This window comes from Brevundimonas sp. AVps4, assembly GCF_058681525.1.
The window spans coordinates 1,438,642-1,455,194 of record NZ_CM178741.1 but is presented as its reverse complement, the minus strand read 5'-3'; the positions used below and the strand labels follow the sequence as shown (position 1 = coordinate 1,455,194).

Below are 16,553 nucleotides of genomic sequence, written 5' to 3'. Positions count from 1 at the left end.
ACGGATCAGTGGCCTGCGCCGCCCTTGGGCTTGAGAGCCCAAAAGCCGACGACGGCCAGGGCCGCAGCCCCTATGAAGCCCGCGACGAAGGTTCCGCCCGGATGGAACCACAGGGTCAGGAACACGAGCACGCAGGCCACGGCCAGGGCGCCCCATTTGGTCAGGCCCATGAACAGGTGGAAGGTCGAGACCTGTTCATTGATCTGCATCCCGCCTCGGACATAGGCGCTCGCATCGGCGTCGGCCTGGGCGGTGGCGGGGTTTTTGGCCTTGGCCATGAGAGCTCCCTCGGTCTTGTCGTTGGCGCGACTATAGCGCGGGTTCGACGCCGCTCAAGCACACACCCTCACCCCAGCGCCTCGAACTGATCCACCAGCCGCTCCAGACGCTTGCAGCCCACGCTCCAGAAGGCCGGATCGCGCGGATTGAGGCCGAAGGGCTTCAGGGCCTCGACATAGGTCTTGGCCCCGCCCCCGGCCAGCAGGTCGCGGTACAGGGGCGTGAACCCCTTGGGATCGGCCCGTCGCGCCTCCATCAGGGCCGCCACCAGCAGGTCGCCGAAGGCGTAGGCGTAGACGTAGAAGGGCGAGTGGACGAAGTGGCTGACGTAGGCCCACCAGTGCTCATAGCCGGGGTTCAAGGTGACGGCCGGCCCCAGGGACGCGCCCATCTCGGTCAGCCACAGTTCATTGATCCGCTGCTGCGAGACCTCGCCCTTCTGCCGCTCGTCGTGGAAACGGGTCTCGAACCGGTGGAAGGCGATCTGTCGCACCACGGTGTTCAGCCCGTCCTCGATCCTCCCGGCCAGCAGACCACGCTGCTCGCGCTTGGGCGCCGTCGCCAGCAGACGGTCGAAGGTCAGGCCCTCGGCGAAGATGGAGGCGGTCTCGGCCAGGGTCAGCGGAGTGTCGGCCAGAAGCGTGCCCTGATCCGCCGCCAGGGTCTGGTGCACGCCGTGGCCCAGTTCGTGGGCCAGGGTCAGGACGTCGCGGCGCTCGCCCATCCAATTCAGAAAGACATAGGGGTGGCGGTCGGCGGTGACCGGATGGGCATAGGCGCCCGATTGTTTGCCCGGCCGGGCGCGGCCGTCGATCCAGGGCCGGTCGAAGAAGCCGGCGGCCCGTTCGGCGAACTCGGCCCCCAGGTCCGAGAAGCTGTCCAGCACGATCTCGCGGCCCTGACCCCAGGTGAAGGCGCGCGGGGCGGTGGTCTCGATCGGGGCGTTGCGGTCCCAGTGATCCAGCCGGGTCTTGCCCATGGCCTTGGCCTTCAGCGCATAATAGCGGTGCGACAGGCGCGGATAGGCTTCGGCGACGGCCTCGGCCATGGCGTCCACCGCCTCGCCATCGACCTCATTGGCCAGGTGTCGGCTGTCGGCGGGGCGTTTGAAGCCGCGCCAGCGATCCTCCATCGCCTTGTCGGCGGCGACGGTGTTCAGCACCAGGGCCAGGGTCGGGGCGCGGGCGGCTAAAGCCTCCGACAGGCCCTCGGCGGCGGCCTTGCGCCGCGCGGGCTTGGGATCGGACAGGCGGTTCAGCGCCTCGGCCAGGGTCAGGCTCTCATTCCCTGCCTTGGCGCGCAGCGCCGCCAGCTGTTCGTCGAACAGGCGCGGCCACTGGGCCGTGATCGGGCCGCGTTCGGCGATGAAGGTCTCCAGCTCGCTGGACAGTTCATGCGGCTTCATGGCCCGCACCCGCCGCAGCCACGGCCGCCAGCGCGCGGCCCCCGCGTGGGCCTGAAGCGCGGCCTCCAGGGCGGCGTCGTCGATCTGGTTGATCTCCAGCGTCAGCCAGACGGTCGGGGTGGCGATGGCGGTGATCTTTTCGCGCACATCCGCCTCGAACCCTTGCGCCCCCGCATCGTCCCGCGCCGTCGAGGCCGACAGGAAGGCGTAGGCGCCGAGCGCGCCCAGGATGTCGGAGGCCTGCTCATAGAGGCTGATGGCCTGATCCAGCACCGCCCCCAGGGCGGCCGGATCGCCCGACGCCCCCGCCAGCCGCCCGCGCAGGCCGTTCATCTCGTCCACCAGGGCGCGCGCCCGCGTCAGGTCGTCGGCGAGCCGGGCGTCGTCCCGCGAGGCGTAGAGGTCGGACAGGTCCCACAGGGGGGCGTCGATGTCGGGGGTCTTGAAGGGGGCGTTCATACCCCTGTTTTGGGGAAGGTTCGGCCGTGCCGCAACCGCGCGCCGCTATCTTGCCGTATCCAGCTGCCTCATACTGGGCCGCAACACGGGGGCGAGCGTCATGAACGAGTGGATGCAGGACGGCGGGCGCAAGGGGCTGGACGGGCAAGGTCGGCTGTTCGCCGCGCGCCTGGCGACCGGTCTGATCCAGGGCGGCGCCCTGTATCTGCTGTACCGGGCGGCCGAGGTCGGGATGTGGCCCGACACCCGGCCCGAGGTGTTCGGCGGGCTGGCCCTGGCCTTCGGCTATGCGCCCGCCGTGCTTCTGGCGGCGGTTGGACGGCTGAAGCCCCTGCCGCTGGCTCTGTGGGCGGCCGCAGCGGCGACGGCCCTGTTCCTGATGGGCTGGCACGACGTGGCGCGGCGGGTGATCCCCGAAAACGACCAGGCCCCCTATCTTGAGGTTCCCGTCCTGGCCTTCAGCGCCGCCGCCCTCTTCGTGGCCCACCACCTGATCCTGCCGGCGATCCGCGAACGGCGCTGGCGGGCCGATTATCACGCCTATTTCGACGTGGCCTGGAAGGCGGGCGTGCAGCTGGCGCTGTCCCTGGGCTTCACCCTGGCCTTCTGGCTCCTGCTGCAACTGGGCGCTGCCCTGTTCCACGTCATCGGCGTCAAGGCCCTCAGCTCCCTGATCGGCGAGGCCTGGTTCGCCATACCCGTCACCTGCCTGGCCTTCGCCCTGGCGGTCCAGCTGACCGATGTGCGCGACGGCCTGATCCGGGGCGTGCGGACCGTGGCCCTGATGCTGCTGTCCTGGCTGCTGCCCGTCATCGCCCTGCTGACGGCGGGCTTTCTGGCCGCCCTGCCCTTCACCGGCCTGGAGCGCCTGTGGGACACGGGCAGCGCCACGGCCCTGGTGCTGGCCGCGGCCGCCGCCCTCATCATCCTGATCAACACCGCCTATCAGGACGGACGGCCCGACAATCTGCCGCCGGCGGCCCTGCGGATCGCCACCCGGATCGCCGGGGTTCTGGTCGCGCCCCTGATTGGCTTGGCCTTCTGGGGTCTGGCGCTGCGGATCGGCCAGCACGGCCTGACGCCGGATCGGATCATCGCCCTGGCCTGCGCGGTCGTCGGCGCCGTCTATGCGGTCGGTTATCTGATCGCGGCCGTGCGGCCCGGCGGCTGGATGCGCCCGCTGGAGACGACCAATGTCGCCGCAGGCGTTCTGGCCGTCGCCGCCGTCCTGGCCCTGTTCAGCCCCCTGCTGGACCCCGCGCGCCTGTCGGTCGCGGACCAGGTGGCGCGGCTGGAGCGCGGGGCGGTGAAACCTCAGGATTTCGACTTCGACTTCCTGCGCTTTGACAGCGGCAAGGCCGGTCTGGCGGCTCTGGACCGGCTTATGCGGTCGTCGGATGCGAAGACCGCCGAATTGGCGCGCGAGGCCAGGGTGCGCGTAAATCGCGAGGCCTATTCCATCCAGGACCGGAATGAACGGGCGGCGGCCGTCCGCATCCAACCTGTCGCCGGCCAGACGACGCCGTCCAGCTTCACCGCACAACTGAGCCGGCAAGACAGTCTCATGTACGCCTGCAACAATGAGGCTCCCTGCCGTCTGCGCACCCTGGACCTGGACGGCGACGGCCGGGTCGAGGTTCTGCTGGCGGCGCCGGGGAGCATCATGGCCTTCGCCCAGGACGCCGGGGGACAATGGTCGCAAACCGGGTCCTACAGCGCCGTATGCGGGACGGCGGCGCCGAAGGATCTGCTGAACGCCTTCGCCGAGGCTGTGACGGTCGCCCCCGCCAGCCTGCCCAACCTGGTCGTGGGCGGTCGGACGCTGAAAGCCCAGCCGCAGATCCGATGCGAAGAGCCAAACACCCGTTAACCCCCCGGTCACCACGCCCCCTCACCCGTTTTTCACCTCGTCGCCCTTAGAAGTCGTCCCGAAACGGGCCAGTCCGATCCACGGGCGGCCCATCGGTGATGACAAGGGACGCCCATGGCCAAGACCGTTCTGGTGGTCGACGACGATCCGACCCAGCGCCGCCTGTTGCAGGCTGTGCTCGAACGCGACGGTCACGCCGTGGTCCATGCCGCAAGCGGCGGCGAGGCCATCGACCGGATGACGCGCGGCGGCGGCGCCGACGTCATCCTGCTGGACATGATCATGCCCGAGATGTCGGGTCTGGAGTGTCTGGCCGAGCTGCGCAGCGGGGGCTTGACCACGCCGGTCATCGTGCTCACGGCCAACGGCGGCATCGACACCGTGGTCAAGGCCATGCAGGCCGGCGCCCAAGACTTCTTCGTCAAGCCGGTCGGGCCCGAACGCCTGCTGGTCGGGGTGCGCAACGCCCTCAAGCTGGAGCAGCTGACCACCGAGGTCGGTCGTCTCACCAAGCGGGTCCAGGGCCGCGCCAGCTTCGACGACATCATCGGCGACAGCGCCCCCATGCGGATGGTCAAGGCCCTCGGCGCCCGGGCGGCCAAGTCCTCCATCCCCGTCCTGATCACCGGCGAGAGCGGCGTCGGCAAGGAGGTGATCGCCCGCGCCCTGCACGGCGCTGGCGACCGGGCCGGCAAGCCCTTTGTAGCCGTCAACTGCGGCGCCCTGCCCGCCAATCTGGCGGAATCCATCCTGTTCGGCCACGAGAAGGGCGCCTTCACCGGCGCCGTCGACAAGACTCTGGGCAAGTTCCGCGAGGCGGACGGCGGCACCCTGTTTCTGGACGAGATCGGCGAACTGCCGCTGGATCTTCAGGTCAAGCTGCTGCGCGCCCTGCAGGAAGGCGAGATCGACCCCGTCGGCGGCAAGCGCCCGGTCAAGATCGACGTCCGCATCGTCTCGGCCACCAATCGCGACCCCGCTCAGCAGGTTAAGGACGGCGCCTTCCGCGAGGATCTGTTCTATCGGCTGAACGTCTTCCCGATCGAGGCGCCTTCCCTGCGCGACCGGCGCGAGGACATCCCCGCCCTGATCGATCATTTCATCGCCCGCTTCAACGCCGAGGAGGGCCGCCGCATCGCCGGCTGCGCCCCCGAGACCCTGGCCATGCTCCAGGCCTATGACTGGCCCGGCAATGTGCGCCAGCTGGAGAATGCGGTGTTCCGCGCCATCGTCCTGGCCGACTCGCCCTTCCTCCAGCCCTATGACTTCCCGTCCATCTCGGGCGTGGCCGCGCCCCTGCCCGATGCGACGCCCACGCCGCCCGCCGCCGCGCCGTCCTACGCCGACCTGCCGCCCCTGCCGGAACAACCGATCCGCATCCTGGACGACCGCGGCCATCTGCGGACCCTGGAAGACATTGAGCGCGACCTGATCCAGCACGCCATCGAGGTCTACGCCGGCCATATGAGCGAAATCGCCCGCCGCCTCGGCATCGGGCGCTCGACCCTGTACCGCAAGGTCCGCGAACAGGGGCTTGAGGGGCAGCTGAAAGAGGTGGGCTAAGATCCAGCCGGCGGCGGACCGTAGCGGTTCACCGTCTTCTTGCCGTCCAGCACAAGCAGGATGACAAGACCGATCAGGCTGGCCATGTAGAGAACGTTGTTGAGAAACAGCAGCATGAACAGGCCTATGTCCGGCGCATTCTCCCGCATGAAGCTGGTCATTACAGTGGGAAACGCCGTCAGGCCGATCGTCAGAAACACCACAGGCGGCAGACCCCAATAGCCCGCCCGGCCGGTGTCATGCAGACGGCGCGTCACGGCGGCGGCCAAAAGGATCACAACCGCTGCCACGCCGATCCTCAGAACCAGGAAAAACGGGCCCATATCCGGCATGAACGTCGGATCGTGGATTTCGACCGAGTAGTGCCCCGGGCCGCTGACAACGGTCGCCGCCTCGGGGTTTGTCGCTGCGGCCGCAGACGCCTGTTCAAACACGGCGGTCATCGTCGGGATCATACCCAACCAAAGCCCGACGAAAGACAGTCCGACAACGGTCAGGGCATACGGCCAGAACTGCGGTCGCCTGTCCCGCCCTTTGAAATCCGCCAAGCGGCGAAAGCCGGCCAGGATAGCGTACATCAGTCTTCCCCCGTTGTGTTGCCGTAATCCTGAGGTCGATTCGAGCCAGACGTCTTGCTGCGTCCCCAACGTTTCGGCTCTTCGCCCTTCGCCTTGGCGGCGATCTCCTTCAGCTTGCGGCCCTGCATGGCCGACAAAGCCTGGCCCGGCGCGCCCTTTTCGGGGTCGGCGAAGGCGCGGCCGTGGGTTTTCACCCGCTCGCTGACCGAATCAAGGAACTCCCCCTCCCATTCGGACAAGGAAACGCCCGCCTTCTCGGCTGAGCGGCGGGCGCGTTTGAGAGCATTGAGCGCAGACCGCTGGGCGGCCTTGCGCTGCTGATCCCAAGGGCTCAGCAGCTCCTTTTTTGAGGCGCTACCGCCCTTCGGGCTGCTTGAGCGCGACAGCCGGCCTTTCGACGAATCGGTGGGCGTGCGCTTCAGCCCCTAATCTCCTCAGACCTCGCCGAGGGCCGACAGATAGAGGTCCAGAATGGCCTCTTCCTCCTGGCGCTTGGCCTTGTCCTGCTTCCTGATGCGGATGACCTTGCGCAGGACCTTGACGTCATAACCCTCGCCCTTGGCCTCGGCGAAGACCTCCTTCATGTCGGTCATGACGGCCTGTTTGTCCTCTTCGAGGCGCTCCAGCCGCTCGATGATGGTGCGCAGACGGCCCTGGGCCGTTGCGGTCAGGACGTCGGGATTGCCGTCGAACGAGGCGTCATCGGCCATGGGGAATACTCCAGAAATCAGGCGCGGACGCTAACCACGCCGTCCGGCGCGACTCAACCGCGAACACGAAAAAGGCCGCGGACAGAATCCGCAGCCTGTGGATCGTCAGGGCTTTTCCTGCCCTACCGCCCCTTGGGCGGCTTGGGCAGACCTGCGTGCGCGCGCCGCCGAGCAGTGCGCCTCGAACGCAGCTTAGCCTTGCTTGGCCTTGAAGCGCGGGTCGGTCTTGTTGATGACATAGACCCGGCCCTTGCGACGCACGACCTTGCAGTCGCGGTGACGGGTCTTCAGGGACTTGAGCGAGCTACGGACCTTCATGGTCGGACGTCCTGAGAGAAACCAATAGAAAAGCCGCTGACCCGGGCGGATCGCGGCGGAGGCGGTCGTATAGAGAGCGGCCCTTAGAAGGTCAAGCCGCTACGGCCCAAAACCCTACAAAAGCCGATGTCCGCCTGCCCGGCGGTCACTTTCCTACCCGTGCTCAAACACCCCGAAGGGCGGTAGCACACAAAAAAGAAAGATGGAGGCCTGACCTCCGAGTCGAACGGAGGGTGTTCGGGTTTGCACGCCCGTTGCGTCGCCACTCCGCCATCAGGCCGTTGGAGAAGTCTGCGCCCTTACGCCGCAGCGGACGTCTTCGTCGATGAAAATGAGGGTTAACGACGCTGATGAGGGATTCCGCAGGCGGACTTTTCGCCTGACAGGCGGATGAGAACGCGAGAAACCGCTTCGCGCGTATGTCATTTCCCCTATCCGTTCGGGAACTGTAGTCTGAATCTCATGCGCTTTTCCTATCGTCTTCTCCTCATCGGCTCCGTCGCGGCCTGCGCCCCCATGTTGCCGGAGCCGCCGGTGTCCCTGCCGACGCCGCAGCCCGATCCGGTTCCCGCCGCCGTGGTTCCGCCGCCGACGCCGCAGGCGCCGCCGCTCGCCGCCTATGACCAGGAAGGATTCGAGGGCTGGAAACAGGGTTTTCTGGCGCGCAAGGGCGGCGCCCGTCGCGCCGACTATGAGCGGGAACTGGCCGGTCTGACGCCGGACCCCAGCGTGGTGCGGCTGGACCGGAATCAGCCGGAATTCTCCAAACCCGCCGGCGCCTATATCCAGAACGCCGTGACTGCGGTGCGGATCGCCCAGGCCAAGCAGCGGATCGACCGGGTGCCCTGGGCGGTGGTCCAGCGTTTCGGCGTCCCCTCTGAAATCCTGGTCGGCGTCTGGGCCCAGGAAAGCGCCTTCGGCCAGGTCCAGGGCGATTATGACGTCATCCGCTCCCTGGCGACCCTGGCCTATGACGGGCGCCGCCGCGACTGGGCCGAGGCCCAGTTGAAGGACGCCCTGGACATCGTCGTCGACGGCCGCCGCGAACGGGCGGGCCTGAAGGGCAGCTGGGCCGGCGCCATGGGCCAGACCCAGTTCATGCCGGACAACTATCTGCGCCTGGGCGTGGATCAGGACGGCGACGGCAAGGTGGACATCTGGGGCGACGACGCCGACGCCCTGGCCTCGGCCGCCAATCTGCTGGCCCAGGCGGGCTGGAAGCGCGGCCAGACCTGGGGCTATGAGGTCGTCCTGCCCGCCGGCTTCGACTACGCCCTGGCGGAAGGGCCCAAACACGACTGGGCCTATTGGGCGGCCAAGGGCGTGCGCCTGGCCCAGGGCGGCACGCCGAACGGAGCCGAGGCGGTGGAGGACGCGACCATCCTCCTGCCGCAGGGGGCCAACGGCCCGGCCTTCCTGGCCCTGCCGAACCACTATGTGATCCGCAGCTACAACAACTCGGTCTCCTACGCCCTGGCCATCGGCCTGACGGCGGACGGGATCATGGGCAAGCCCGGCCTGACCAAGGCCTGGCCCAACGACGCCTCCCTGTCCCGCGACCAGAGGATCGGCGCCCAGGCGGCCCTGACGCGACTGGGTTACGACACCCGCGGCGTGGACGGGGTGATCGGCGCGAACACCCGCGCCGCCCTGCGCCGCTGGCAGCTGGCCAACGGCCGCATCGCCGACGGCTATCTGACCGCCGCCCTGGCGGACGAGCTGATCCGCAAGGCGAACTGAGGGGCGACACACCGTCTCCTCCCCGTCGCGCAGCGATGGGGAGGTGGCTCGAAGCGTAGCGGAGAGACGGAGGGGCTCTTCACCGCGCAAGCGTCAGTGGGGCGTCAGAACCCCTCCACCGCTTCGCGGTCCCCCTCCCCACTTCGCGGGGAGGAGACGACTTCGCCTTAGGCCGCCTTGTCCCAGTTCAGCACCACCTTGCCCGACTGGCCCGACTTCATCGCCTCGAAGCCCTGGCGATAGTCGGCGTAGTCCAGCCGGTGGGTGATCAACGGGCTCAGGTCCAGGCCGGCCTTCAGCAGACCCAGCATCTTGCGCCAGGTGGTGAACATTTCGCGGCCATAGACGCCCTTGATCGTCAGGGCCTTCAGGATGATCGCGCCCCAGTCGGTCTCCATCGGCTTGCCCGGAATGCCCAGCATCGCCATGCCGCCGCCCATGATCAGGGTGTCGACGCACTGTTCGAAGGCGACGGGCGAGCCCGACATTTCCAGCGCCACGTCGAAGCCGACCTTCAGGCCCAGTTCCTTCATGACGTCGTGGATGTCTTCCTTGGTCGTGTTCACGGTGCGCACGCCCGGCGCCACCTTCTGCGCCAGCTCCAGCCGGAAGTCGTTGATGTCGGTCAGGACCACGGTGCGCGCCCCGGCGTGACGGGCCACGGCGGCGGCCATCATGCCGATGGGGCCGGCGCCGGTGACCAGGACGTCCTCGCCCAGCAGGTCGAACTGCTGGGCCGTGTGCACCGCATTGCCGAACGGATCCAGGATCGAGCCGATCTCATAGGGGACGTCGTCGGGCAGTTCGATGACGTTGAAGGCCGGCGCCACCACGAACTCGGCGAAGGCGCCCTGGCGGTTCACGCCGATGCCGCGCGTATGCGGGTCCAGGTGGAAATGACCGGCGCGGGCCGCTTCTGAGTTCAGGTCGATGACATGGCCCTCGGCCGAGACGCGCTGGCCGATCTTCAGCGGGCGATCCACCTCCTTGCCGATGGCGACGATTTCGCCGGCGAACTCATGGCCGGTGATCATCGGAGTCGGAACGTTCTTCTGGGACCACTCGTCCCAGTTCCAGATGTGGATGTCGGTGCCGCAGACGGCGGTGCGATGCACCTTGATCAGCACATCCTCCGGCCCCGCCTCGGGGATCGGCGCGTCGATCAGTTCCAGACCCTCGACCGGTCCGGTCTTGGCGAGGGCTTTCATGGTTTCGGCCATTACGGCGTCTCCTAAAACTCTAAGATCGTCATCCTAGGCCTTGTGCCTAGGATCCATAGCCTCCGTCGAGGACGGTGCGCACCGGCGAAAACCGGGAGTATGGATCCTCGGGACAAGCCCGAGGATGACGGGAATAATGTGGCGCAGCGGGCTGCGGAGGAAGACCTCAGATAACCCCCAGCTCCCGGCCCGCCTGCGTAAACGCCGCAACCGTCCGGTCGATCTGTTCGAACGTATGCGCCGCCGACATCTGGGTGCGGATCCGCGCCTGACCGCGCGGCACCACCGGGAAGGAAAACCCGATCACATAGACGCCCAGCTCCAGCGCCCGCGCCGCGAAATCCTGGGCCAGTTTGGCGTCGCCCAGCATGACCGGGATGATCGGGTGTTCCCCGTCCAGCAGGGTGAAGCCCGCGTCCGCCATGGCGTTGCGATAGCGATGGGCGTTGGCGGACAGGCGGGTGCGAAGCACGTCGCCCTCAGCCCCTTGGGCGATACGGATGGCCTCCAGCGAAGACCCGCACACCGCCGGCGACAGGGCGTTAGAGAACAGATAGGGCCGCGCCCGTTGCTTCAGCAGTTCGACCACCGCCTTCTTGGCGCAGATGAAGCCGCCCATGGCGCCGCCCAGGGCCTTGCCGAAGGTGCCGGTGACGAAGTCCACCTCGACCCCGTGATAGGCGAAGGAGCCCTTGCCCTGCGGGCCCAGGAAGCCCGTCGCGTGACAGTCGTCGACCATGATCAGGGCGTCGTATTTGTCGGCTAAGGCGCGGATGTCCTTCAGGCGGGCGATATAGCCGTCCATCGAGAAGGCGCCGTCGGTGGCGATGATGATGTCGCGCGCGCCGGCCTCGCGGGCCTCCTTCAGCCGCGTCTCCAACTCGTCCATGTCGGAATTGGCGAAGCGATAGCGTTTGGCCTTGCACAGCCGCACCCCGTCGATGATCGAGGCGTGGTTCAGGCTGTCGGAGACGATGGCGTCGTTTTCGCCGAACAGGGGCTCGAATATCCCGCCGTTGGCGTCGAAGGCGGCGGCGAACAGAATGGCGTCCTCAAAGCCGAGATAGCCGGCGACAGCCGCCTCCAGCTCTTTATGAATTTCCAGGGTGCCGCAGATGAAGCGGACCGAGGCCGTGCCCGCCCCCCACTTCTGTTGCGCCGCGATCCCGGCCTGGGTCACCCGCTCGTCGCCCGCCAAGCCCAGATAGTTGTTGGCGCAGAAGTTCAGCACCTCGCGCCCGCCGACCTGAATCACCGGCCCCTGGCGAGAGGCGATCACACGTTCGGGCTTGGTCAGGCCCTGGGCGTCGATCTCGGTCAGTTCGCCGGCGATACGGTCGTAGAAGCTCTGGGTCATGGCCGCGACCTACGCCCATTTCGGCCGGGTTTCCAGACGTCTCGACGCGATGTCAGGTCGCGGCCTGGGGGTTTTCCTCGGCCCGGATCGGACTGACGCGGATCTTGCCGCCGCAAGGCTGGAAGGCGAAGGCTAAGGGAATTACCGCCGTGTCGCCCGGCGCGGTGGCCCGCAGGGTCGCCGCCGAGGGGCAGGTCTTCTCGCCCATGGCCTCGTTGGGGATCACGCTCCAGGCCAGTTCGAACCAGGCCTTGGCCTGGGGCGCCAGGGTCACCGGGGTCGGGGCCTGGCCCTGGCGGAAATAGCTGCCGGGGCTCTGGTCGGCGCGGATTGCGGTCAGAGGCCGCCCCTGTCCGTCCAGCAGAGTCATGCCCGGATAGCCGGTCAGGCTGCAGGCCTGGCTTCCAATGTTCTGAAGGCTGAAGTTGCGCACCCGATTGCCCGCCCCGGCGTCGCCGTCCTCGGCCGCCAGCTTCAGCTGCGGTCCCTTGCAGGGGGCGGCGGCCGGCAGGACCCCGCCCGGCGCAGGCGTGACGGCCTGATCCGGCTGGGCTGCGCTCAAGGGTGACGGCGTCGCCGCCGGTCGCGCGCAGCGTTCCAAAACGGCCACGCCGACCTGGTCGTTCGGGCTGAGCCGGCTGAGGGTGGCCGTCTCCTGGCCGTCGCGGGTGACGGTCCACCATTCGACGCCGGAGCCGACATAGCGGGCCCCACTGGCGGCCTGGGCGGACCGCAGATCATAGGTCTGGCCCTTATAGGTCAGCTGAGCCGTGGCGCTGTCGGCATAGCGGGCCTCGACCGTCGCGCCGCTTTCGCAGGCGTAGCCGACGCCCGGAACCGGCGGGGCGGGCACGGGCTGGGCCTCGACCGGGGCGACCGGCTGCTCCGGCTCGGCCTGCTGACAGGCGGACACGCCCGTCAGGGCGGCGATGGCGAGCAGGGCGGTCAGGCGGCGCGTCATGATCAGGTCTCCTGTTCACGCCCTTAACGGTCAAGCTGGCGAAAAGCTCCAGCGACCCGTGATCGGTCTTCAGTGATCGCCTTTCGGCGTCTCCATCAGCTCGATCAGCACCCCGCCCATCTCTTTCGGATGCAGGAAGACGACCGGCGTTCCGTGCGCCCCGATGCGCGGCTCGCCCGTGCCCAGGAGGGTCACCCCCTTGGCCCGCATCTCGGCGACGGCGTCGTGGATGTCCTCGACCTCGAAACAGACGTGATGCTGGCCGCCCTTGGGGTTCTTGGCCAGGAAGCCGACGATGGGGCTGGTCTCGTCATAGGGCTCGATCAGCTCGATCTGGGCCGTCGGGGTGTCGATGAAACAGACCTTCACCCCCTGCGCGGGCAGGTCGAAGGGCTCCCCGATCTTGGTCGCTCCCAGCACGTCGCGATACAGTTTGATCGAATCCGCGATGGACGGGGTCGCGACCCCGACATGGTTCAGGGCGCCGATCATGCGGTCTCCTTAGGCGCGGGCTGGGCGTAACCCAGGCGCTGGTTCAGCTTTTCGATCAGGTCCACCGCCGTATCGGCGATGGCCGAACCGGGCGGATAAACGGCGGCCGCCCCCATATCGAGCAGGGGCTGCACGTCCGAGGGCGGAATGACGCCGCCGACCACGATCATGATGTCGGGCCGCCCCAGCTTCTCCAGCTCGGCCTTCAGTTCGGGAACCAGGGTCAGGTGGCCCGCGGCCAGCGATGACGCGCCGACCGCATGGACCCCCTTCTCCACGGCGTCCTTCGCCGCCTCGGCCGGGGTCTGGAACAGGGCGCCGGCGGTGACGTCGAAGCCCAGGTCGCCGTAGCCGGTGGCGACCACTTTCTGGCCCCGATCGTGCCCGTCCTGACCAAGCTTGGCGATCAGGATGCGCGGCGGCCCGCCGTCGTTCTCGACGAAGGTCGCCACCATCTCGCGGGCGCGGGCGAAGCGGGCGTCCGTCCCCGCCTCCTTGGCATAGACGCCCGACACGGTCTGCACCGTCGCCACATGGCGGCCGAAGGCGGCCTCCAGCGCGTCGGAAATTTCACCCACCGTCGCCTTGGCCCGCGCGGCCTGGACCGCCAGCTCCAGCAGATTGGCGGTCCCTCGCGCCCCGTTGGTCAGAGCCTCCAGCGCCGCATCGGTCGCCGCCTGGTCCCGCTCGGCCCGCAGCCGTTTCAGCTTGTCGATCTGGGCCGCCAGAACCGCCGCATTGTCGACCTTCAGCATCGGAATATCGTCGACGACGGGGTTCAGATATTTGTTCACCCCCACCACCGTCTGCTGGCCGGTGTCGATCCGGGCCTGGGTGCGGGCGGCGGACTCCTCGATCCTCAGCTTGGGGATGCCGGCCTCGATGGCCTTGGCCATGCCGCCCAGGGCCTCGACCTCGGCCATGTGGGCGCGGGCGCGCTCGGCCAGTTCGTGGGTCAGCCGCTCGACATAATAGCTGCCGCCCCAGGGGTCGATGACGCGGGTCAGGCCGGTCTCCTGCTGCAGCAGGATCTGGGTATTGCGCGCGATCCGGGCCGAGAAGTCGGTCGGAAGCGCCAGGGCCTCGTCCAGGGCGTTGGTGTGCAGGCTCTGCGTCTGCCCGCCCGCCGCCGCCATGGCCTCGACCATGGTGCGGCTGACGTTGTTGAACACGTCCTGCGCCGCCAGGCTCCAGCCCGAGGTCTGGCAGTGGGCGCGCAGGGACAGGGACTTGGGATCGACCCCGCCCTCCTTGCGCACCGCCTCGGCCCACAGCAGGCGGCCGGCCCGCATCTTGGCCACCTCCATGAAATAGTTCATGCCGATGGCCCAGAAGAAGCTCAGGCGCGGCGCGAACCGGTCGATCGGCATGCCCGCCGCGACGCCCGCCCGCAGATATTCGATCCCGTCCGCCAGGGTGTAGGCCAGCTCGATGTCGGCCGAGGCGCCCGCCTCCTGCATGTGATAGCCGGAGATCGAGATGGAGTTGAACTTCGGCGTCTCCTGCGCCGTCCAGGCGAAGATGTCGGCGATGATCCGCATCGAGGGTTCGGGCGGATAGATGTAGGTGTTCCTGACCATGAACTCCTTCAGAATATCGTTCTGAATGGTCCCGGTCAGGGCCGCGTGCGGCACGCCCTGTTCTTCCGCCGCGACGACATAGAGGGCCAGGATCGGCAGCACCGCCCCGTTCATCGTCATCGACACCGACATCTGGTCCAGCGGGATCCCGTCGAACAGGGTCCGCATGTCATAGATGCTGTCGATGGCCACGCCGGCCATGCCGACGTCGCCCTTTACCCTGGGATGGTCGCTGTCATAGCCCCGGTGCGTCGCCAGATCGAAAGCGATGCTCAGACCCTTCTGCCCCGCCGCCAGATTGCGGCGATAGAAGGCGTTGGACTCCTCCGCGGTCGAGAAGCCGGCGTACTGGCGGATGGTCCAGGGATTGCCCGCATACATGGTCGGATAGGGCCCACGCACAAAGGGGGCGAAGCCCGGCAGACCGTCCTGGTGATCCAGCCCCTCCAGGGCCTCAGGGCCGTAGGCGGTCTCGACCGTCAGCCCCTCGGGCGTCGCCCACGGCTCGCGCGCCGGCCCCTGCCCGGTCGGCGCCAGGTCCAGGCTGATCTTGCTGAAATCGGGGAAGCTCATCCGATGACCTCCTCGAAGGCCGCCGCGAAGCGGATCGGGCTCAGGGCTTCGCTCACCCGCTCCACCGCCGCCCCCGCCTCATCGACCGCCTCGACCGGCGCCGGCCGCACCTCGGGGTCCACATATTTCGTCACGCCGATGATCTGGGCCGCGCCGTTCTTCAGCGCCGCCTCACGCTGGGCGCGGGCGCGGGCGATGCGGGGCTGGATCACCGAGCCCTTCAGGGCCTCGACCAGGCCGCCCTCGGCCTCGATTATCTGAAACTCGGCCCAGCCGGCCTCGGCCAGATCCCGCGTCCGGGCGTCCAGATACCAGCTCCCCGCCGCCGGATCATCGACCCGGCCCAGGTTCGCCTCCTCCATCAGCACCAGCTGTGTGTTCCGCGCCTGCCGCCGAGCAAAGGCGTCAGGCCGCCCCGCCGCGCGGGTAAAGCCGTCCAGCACCACCACATCCGCCCCGCCGACCGCGCCGGCAAACCCCGCTGCAGTCAACCGCAGCAGATTGGGCCAGGGATCACGGCTGCTGAGCATCCGCCGCGACGACCGCGCCTCGATCACCGCCGGCGCCTCGACCTCAAAGGCTCGCGTCAAGGCCGCCCAGATCAGCCGCATGGCCCGGACCTTGGCCAGGCTGTCGAAATATTCCGCATCGACCGACAGGCCGACCACCGTCCCCTTCAGGGCCGCCTCGACCGACATCCCCGCGTCCACCGCCGCCTTCGCATGGGCCACCACGCTTGAGGCCGCAAAGGCCAGCTCCTGCGCCGCCGATCCGCCCGCCTCGTGCGCCACGCGCCCGCCGGCCAAGAAGAAGCTCGCCTCGGGATAGGCCCCCGCATGCCGCGCCGCCGTATTGGCCGCCAGGCTCAGATGCTCCTCCACCGAACGCGGCGCCCCGCCCGCCTCGGCGAAGGCCGAGACCGGGTCCATGTGGAACCTCAGCTTGGCGCGCGGCGAACCCTTGGCGACGACCGCCAGGGCGTTGGCCGCATCCGGCCCGTCGATCCCGGCGTCCAGCGCCACCGGCGCCAGCTCCAGCGCCACGCCTTCCAGCGCCCGCCCCAACGGCGCGGAATCCGCCAGCACCCGCCCCTTCAGCACCACCGACGCCGCGCCGTTCTCCAGATCGGTCAGCACGGCCGCATTGACCGCCTCGGGCTCATCCCCCTCGACCAGGGTCCGCAGATCCCAGGCCCGGCCTTCGGAATCGGACGGACGCGGGGCGAAGATCGGCTGCACGCCGGTGGCCCCGGCGTATAGAGGCCGCGTCGCCAACTGGTCCGCGTCGAGGTGCATCAGCGACTCGATCGGTCGATCCTTCAACGCCTTCTGGGCCGTCTCGCGCCATTCGAGGGGTGTGGGAATGGGGAAGGTCATGCGACGCCCCCCGCCCCCACTCCCGTCATCCTCGGGCTTGACCCGAGGATCGGATGTTCCGTCGCACATGCA

Annotated in this window: 15 protein-coding genes and 1 tRNA gene; 3 read left to right on the top strand and 13 right to left on the bottom strand. The window is 68.3% G+C overall.

Translation table 11 applies throughout. The features are described from left to right. Positions 1-5: 5 nt before the first annotated feature. Positions 6-278 carry an aa3-type cytochrome c oxidase subunit IV gene (locus tag ACW178_RS07100; RefSeq protein ID WP_182714700.1) on the bottom strand — a complete coding sequence of 91 codons (273 nt, stop codon included), beginning with the start codon at positions 276-278 and terminating at the stop codon, positions 6-8. 68 nt (positions 279-346) lie between these two features. Next, the gene (locus ACW178_RS07095; RefSeq protein ID WP_287105193.1) at positions 347-2,143 is read right to left on the bottom strand and encodes a M3 family oligoendopeptidase; all 1,797 of its coding nucleotides are present in this window, start codon (positions 2,141-2,143) and stop codon (positions 347-349) included. A gap of 100 nt (positions 2,144-2,243) precedes the next feature. Between ACW178_RS07095 and ACW178_RS07090 the strand changes: the two genes are divergently transcribed. Then, positions 2,244-4,013 carry an FG-GAP repeat domain-containing protein gene (locus ACW178_RS07090; protein WP_054765061.1) on the top strand — a complete coding sequence of 590 codons (1,770 nt, stop codon included), beginning with the start codon at positions 2,244-2,246 and terminating at the stop codon, positions 4,011-4,013. A gap of 114 nt (positions 4,014-4,127) precedes the next feature. Then, positions 4,128-5,576 carry a sigma-54-dependent transcriptional regulator gene (locus tag ACW178_RS07085; RefSeq protein WP_191558605.1) on the top strand — a complete coding sequence of 483 codons (1,449 nt, stop codon included), beginning with the start codon at positions 4,128-4,130 and terminating at the stop codon, positions 5,574-5,576. Here ACW178_RS07085 and ACW178_RS07080 read toward each other — a convergent pair. The 5 genes from ACW178_RS07080 to ACW178_RS07060 form a co-directional block, all read right to left on the bottom strand. Further along, the gene (locus tag ACW178_RS07080) at positions 5,573-6,154 is read right to left on the bottom strand and encodes a DUF805 domain-containing protein (RefSeq protein WP_191558606.1); all 582 of its coding nucleotides are present in this window, start codon (positions 6,152-6,154) and stop codon (positions 5,573-5,575) included. The two genes, ACW178_RS07085 and ACW178_RS07080, sit on opposite strands and share 4 nt — an antisense overlap. Further along, entirely contained in the window at positions 6,154-6,492 is a 339-nt protein-coding gene (locus ACW178_RS07075; RefSeq protein WP_191558619.1) for a hypothetical protein, read from the bottom strand. Before ACW178_RS07075 ends, ACW178_RS07080 begins: the two co-directional genes overlap by 1 nt. 96 nt (positions 6,493-6,588) lie before the next feature. Beyond that, the gene (gene gapR / locus ACW178_RS07070) at positions 6,589-6,864 is read right to left on the bottom strand and encodes a nucleoid-associated protein GapR (RefSeq protein WP_054765057.1); all 276 of its coding nucleotides are present in this window, start codon (positions 6,862-6,864) and stop codon (positions 6,589-6,591) included. Between the two features lie 192 nt (positions 6,865-7,056). Further along, positions 7,057-7,182 carry a type B 50S ribosomal protein L36 gene (gene ykgO, locus ACW178_RS07065; RefSeq protein ID WP_031448545.1) on the bottom strand — a complete coding sequence of 42 codons (126 nt, stop codon included), beginning with the start codon at positions 7,180-7,182 and terminating at the stop codon, positions 7,057-7,059. A gap of 203 nt (positions 7,183-7,385) precedes the next feature. Then, positions 7,386-7,462, bottom strand: a tRNA-OTHER gene (locus ACW178_RS07060). A 182-nt stretch (positions 7,463-7,644) separates the two neighbouring features. On the opposite strand from ACW178_RS07060, the gene ACW178_RS07055 reads away from it, so the two are divergent. After that, positions 7,645-8,922: a lytic murein transglycosylase gene (locus ACW178_RS07055; protein ID WP_182714705.1), complete on the top strand. Its 1,278-nt coding sequence runs from the start codon at positions 7,645-7,647 to the stop codon at positions 8,920-8,922. 167 nt (positions 8,923-9,089) lie between these two features. On the opposite strand, the gene tdh is transcribed toward ACW178_RS07055, so the two are convergent. The 6 genes from tdh to ACW178_RS07025 form a co-directional block, all read right to left on the bottom strand. Continuing rightward, positions 9,090-10,142, bottom strand: coding sequence for an L-threonine 3-dehydrogenase (gene tdh, locus ACW178_RS07050; RefSeq protein ID WP_191558607.1), 1,053 nt, complete (start codon positions 10,140-10,142; stop codon positions 9,090-9,092). A gap of 166 nt (positions 10,143-10,308) precedes the next feature. Further along, positions 10,309-11,499 carry a glycine C-acetyltransferase gene (locus ACW178_RS07045; RefSeq protein WP_492025012.1) on the bottom strand — a complete coding sequence of 397 codons (1,191 nt, stop codon included), beginning with the start codon at positions 11,497-11,499 and terminating at the stop codon, positions 10,309-10,311. Positions 11,500-11,551: 52 nt separating this feature from the next. Beyond that, complete coding sequence (locus tag ACW178_RS07040; protein WP_191558609.1) at positions 11,552-12,460, bottom strand: DUF4232 domain-containing protein; 909 nt, start codon at positions 12,458-12,460, stop codon at positions 11,552-11,554. A 69-nt stretch (positions 12,461-12,529) separates the two neighbouring features. Further along, the gene (gene mce, locus ACW178_RS07035) at positions 12,530-12,952 is read right to left on the bottom strand and encodes a methylmalonyl-CoA epimerase (RefSeq protein ID WP_054765052.1); all 423 of its coding nucleotides are present in this window, start codon (positions 12,950-12,952) and stop codon (positions 12,530-12,532) included. Further along, the gene (scpA, locus tag ACW178_RS07030; RefSeq protein ID WP_191558610.1) at positions 12,949-15,105 is read right to left on the bottom strand and encodes a methylmalonyl-CoA mutase; all 2,157 of its coding nucleotides are present in this window, start codon (positions 15,103-15,105) and stop codon (positions 12,949-12,951) included. Before scpA ends, mce begins: the two co-directional genes overlap by 4 nt. Beyond that, the gene (locus ACW178_RS07025) at positions 15,102-16,481 is read right to left on the bottom strand and encodes a methylmalonyl-CoA mutase family protein (protein WP_492025011.1); all 1,380 of its coding nucleotides are present in this window, start codon (positions 16,479-16,481) and stop codon (positions 15,102-15,104) included. The genes scpA and ACW178_RS07025 overlap by 4 nt, the downstream gene beginning before the upstream one ends. Positions 16,482-16,553 lie beyond the last annotated feature (72 nt).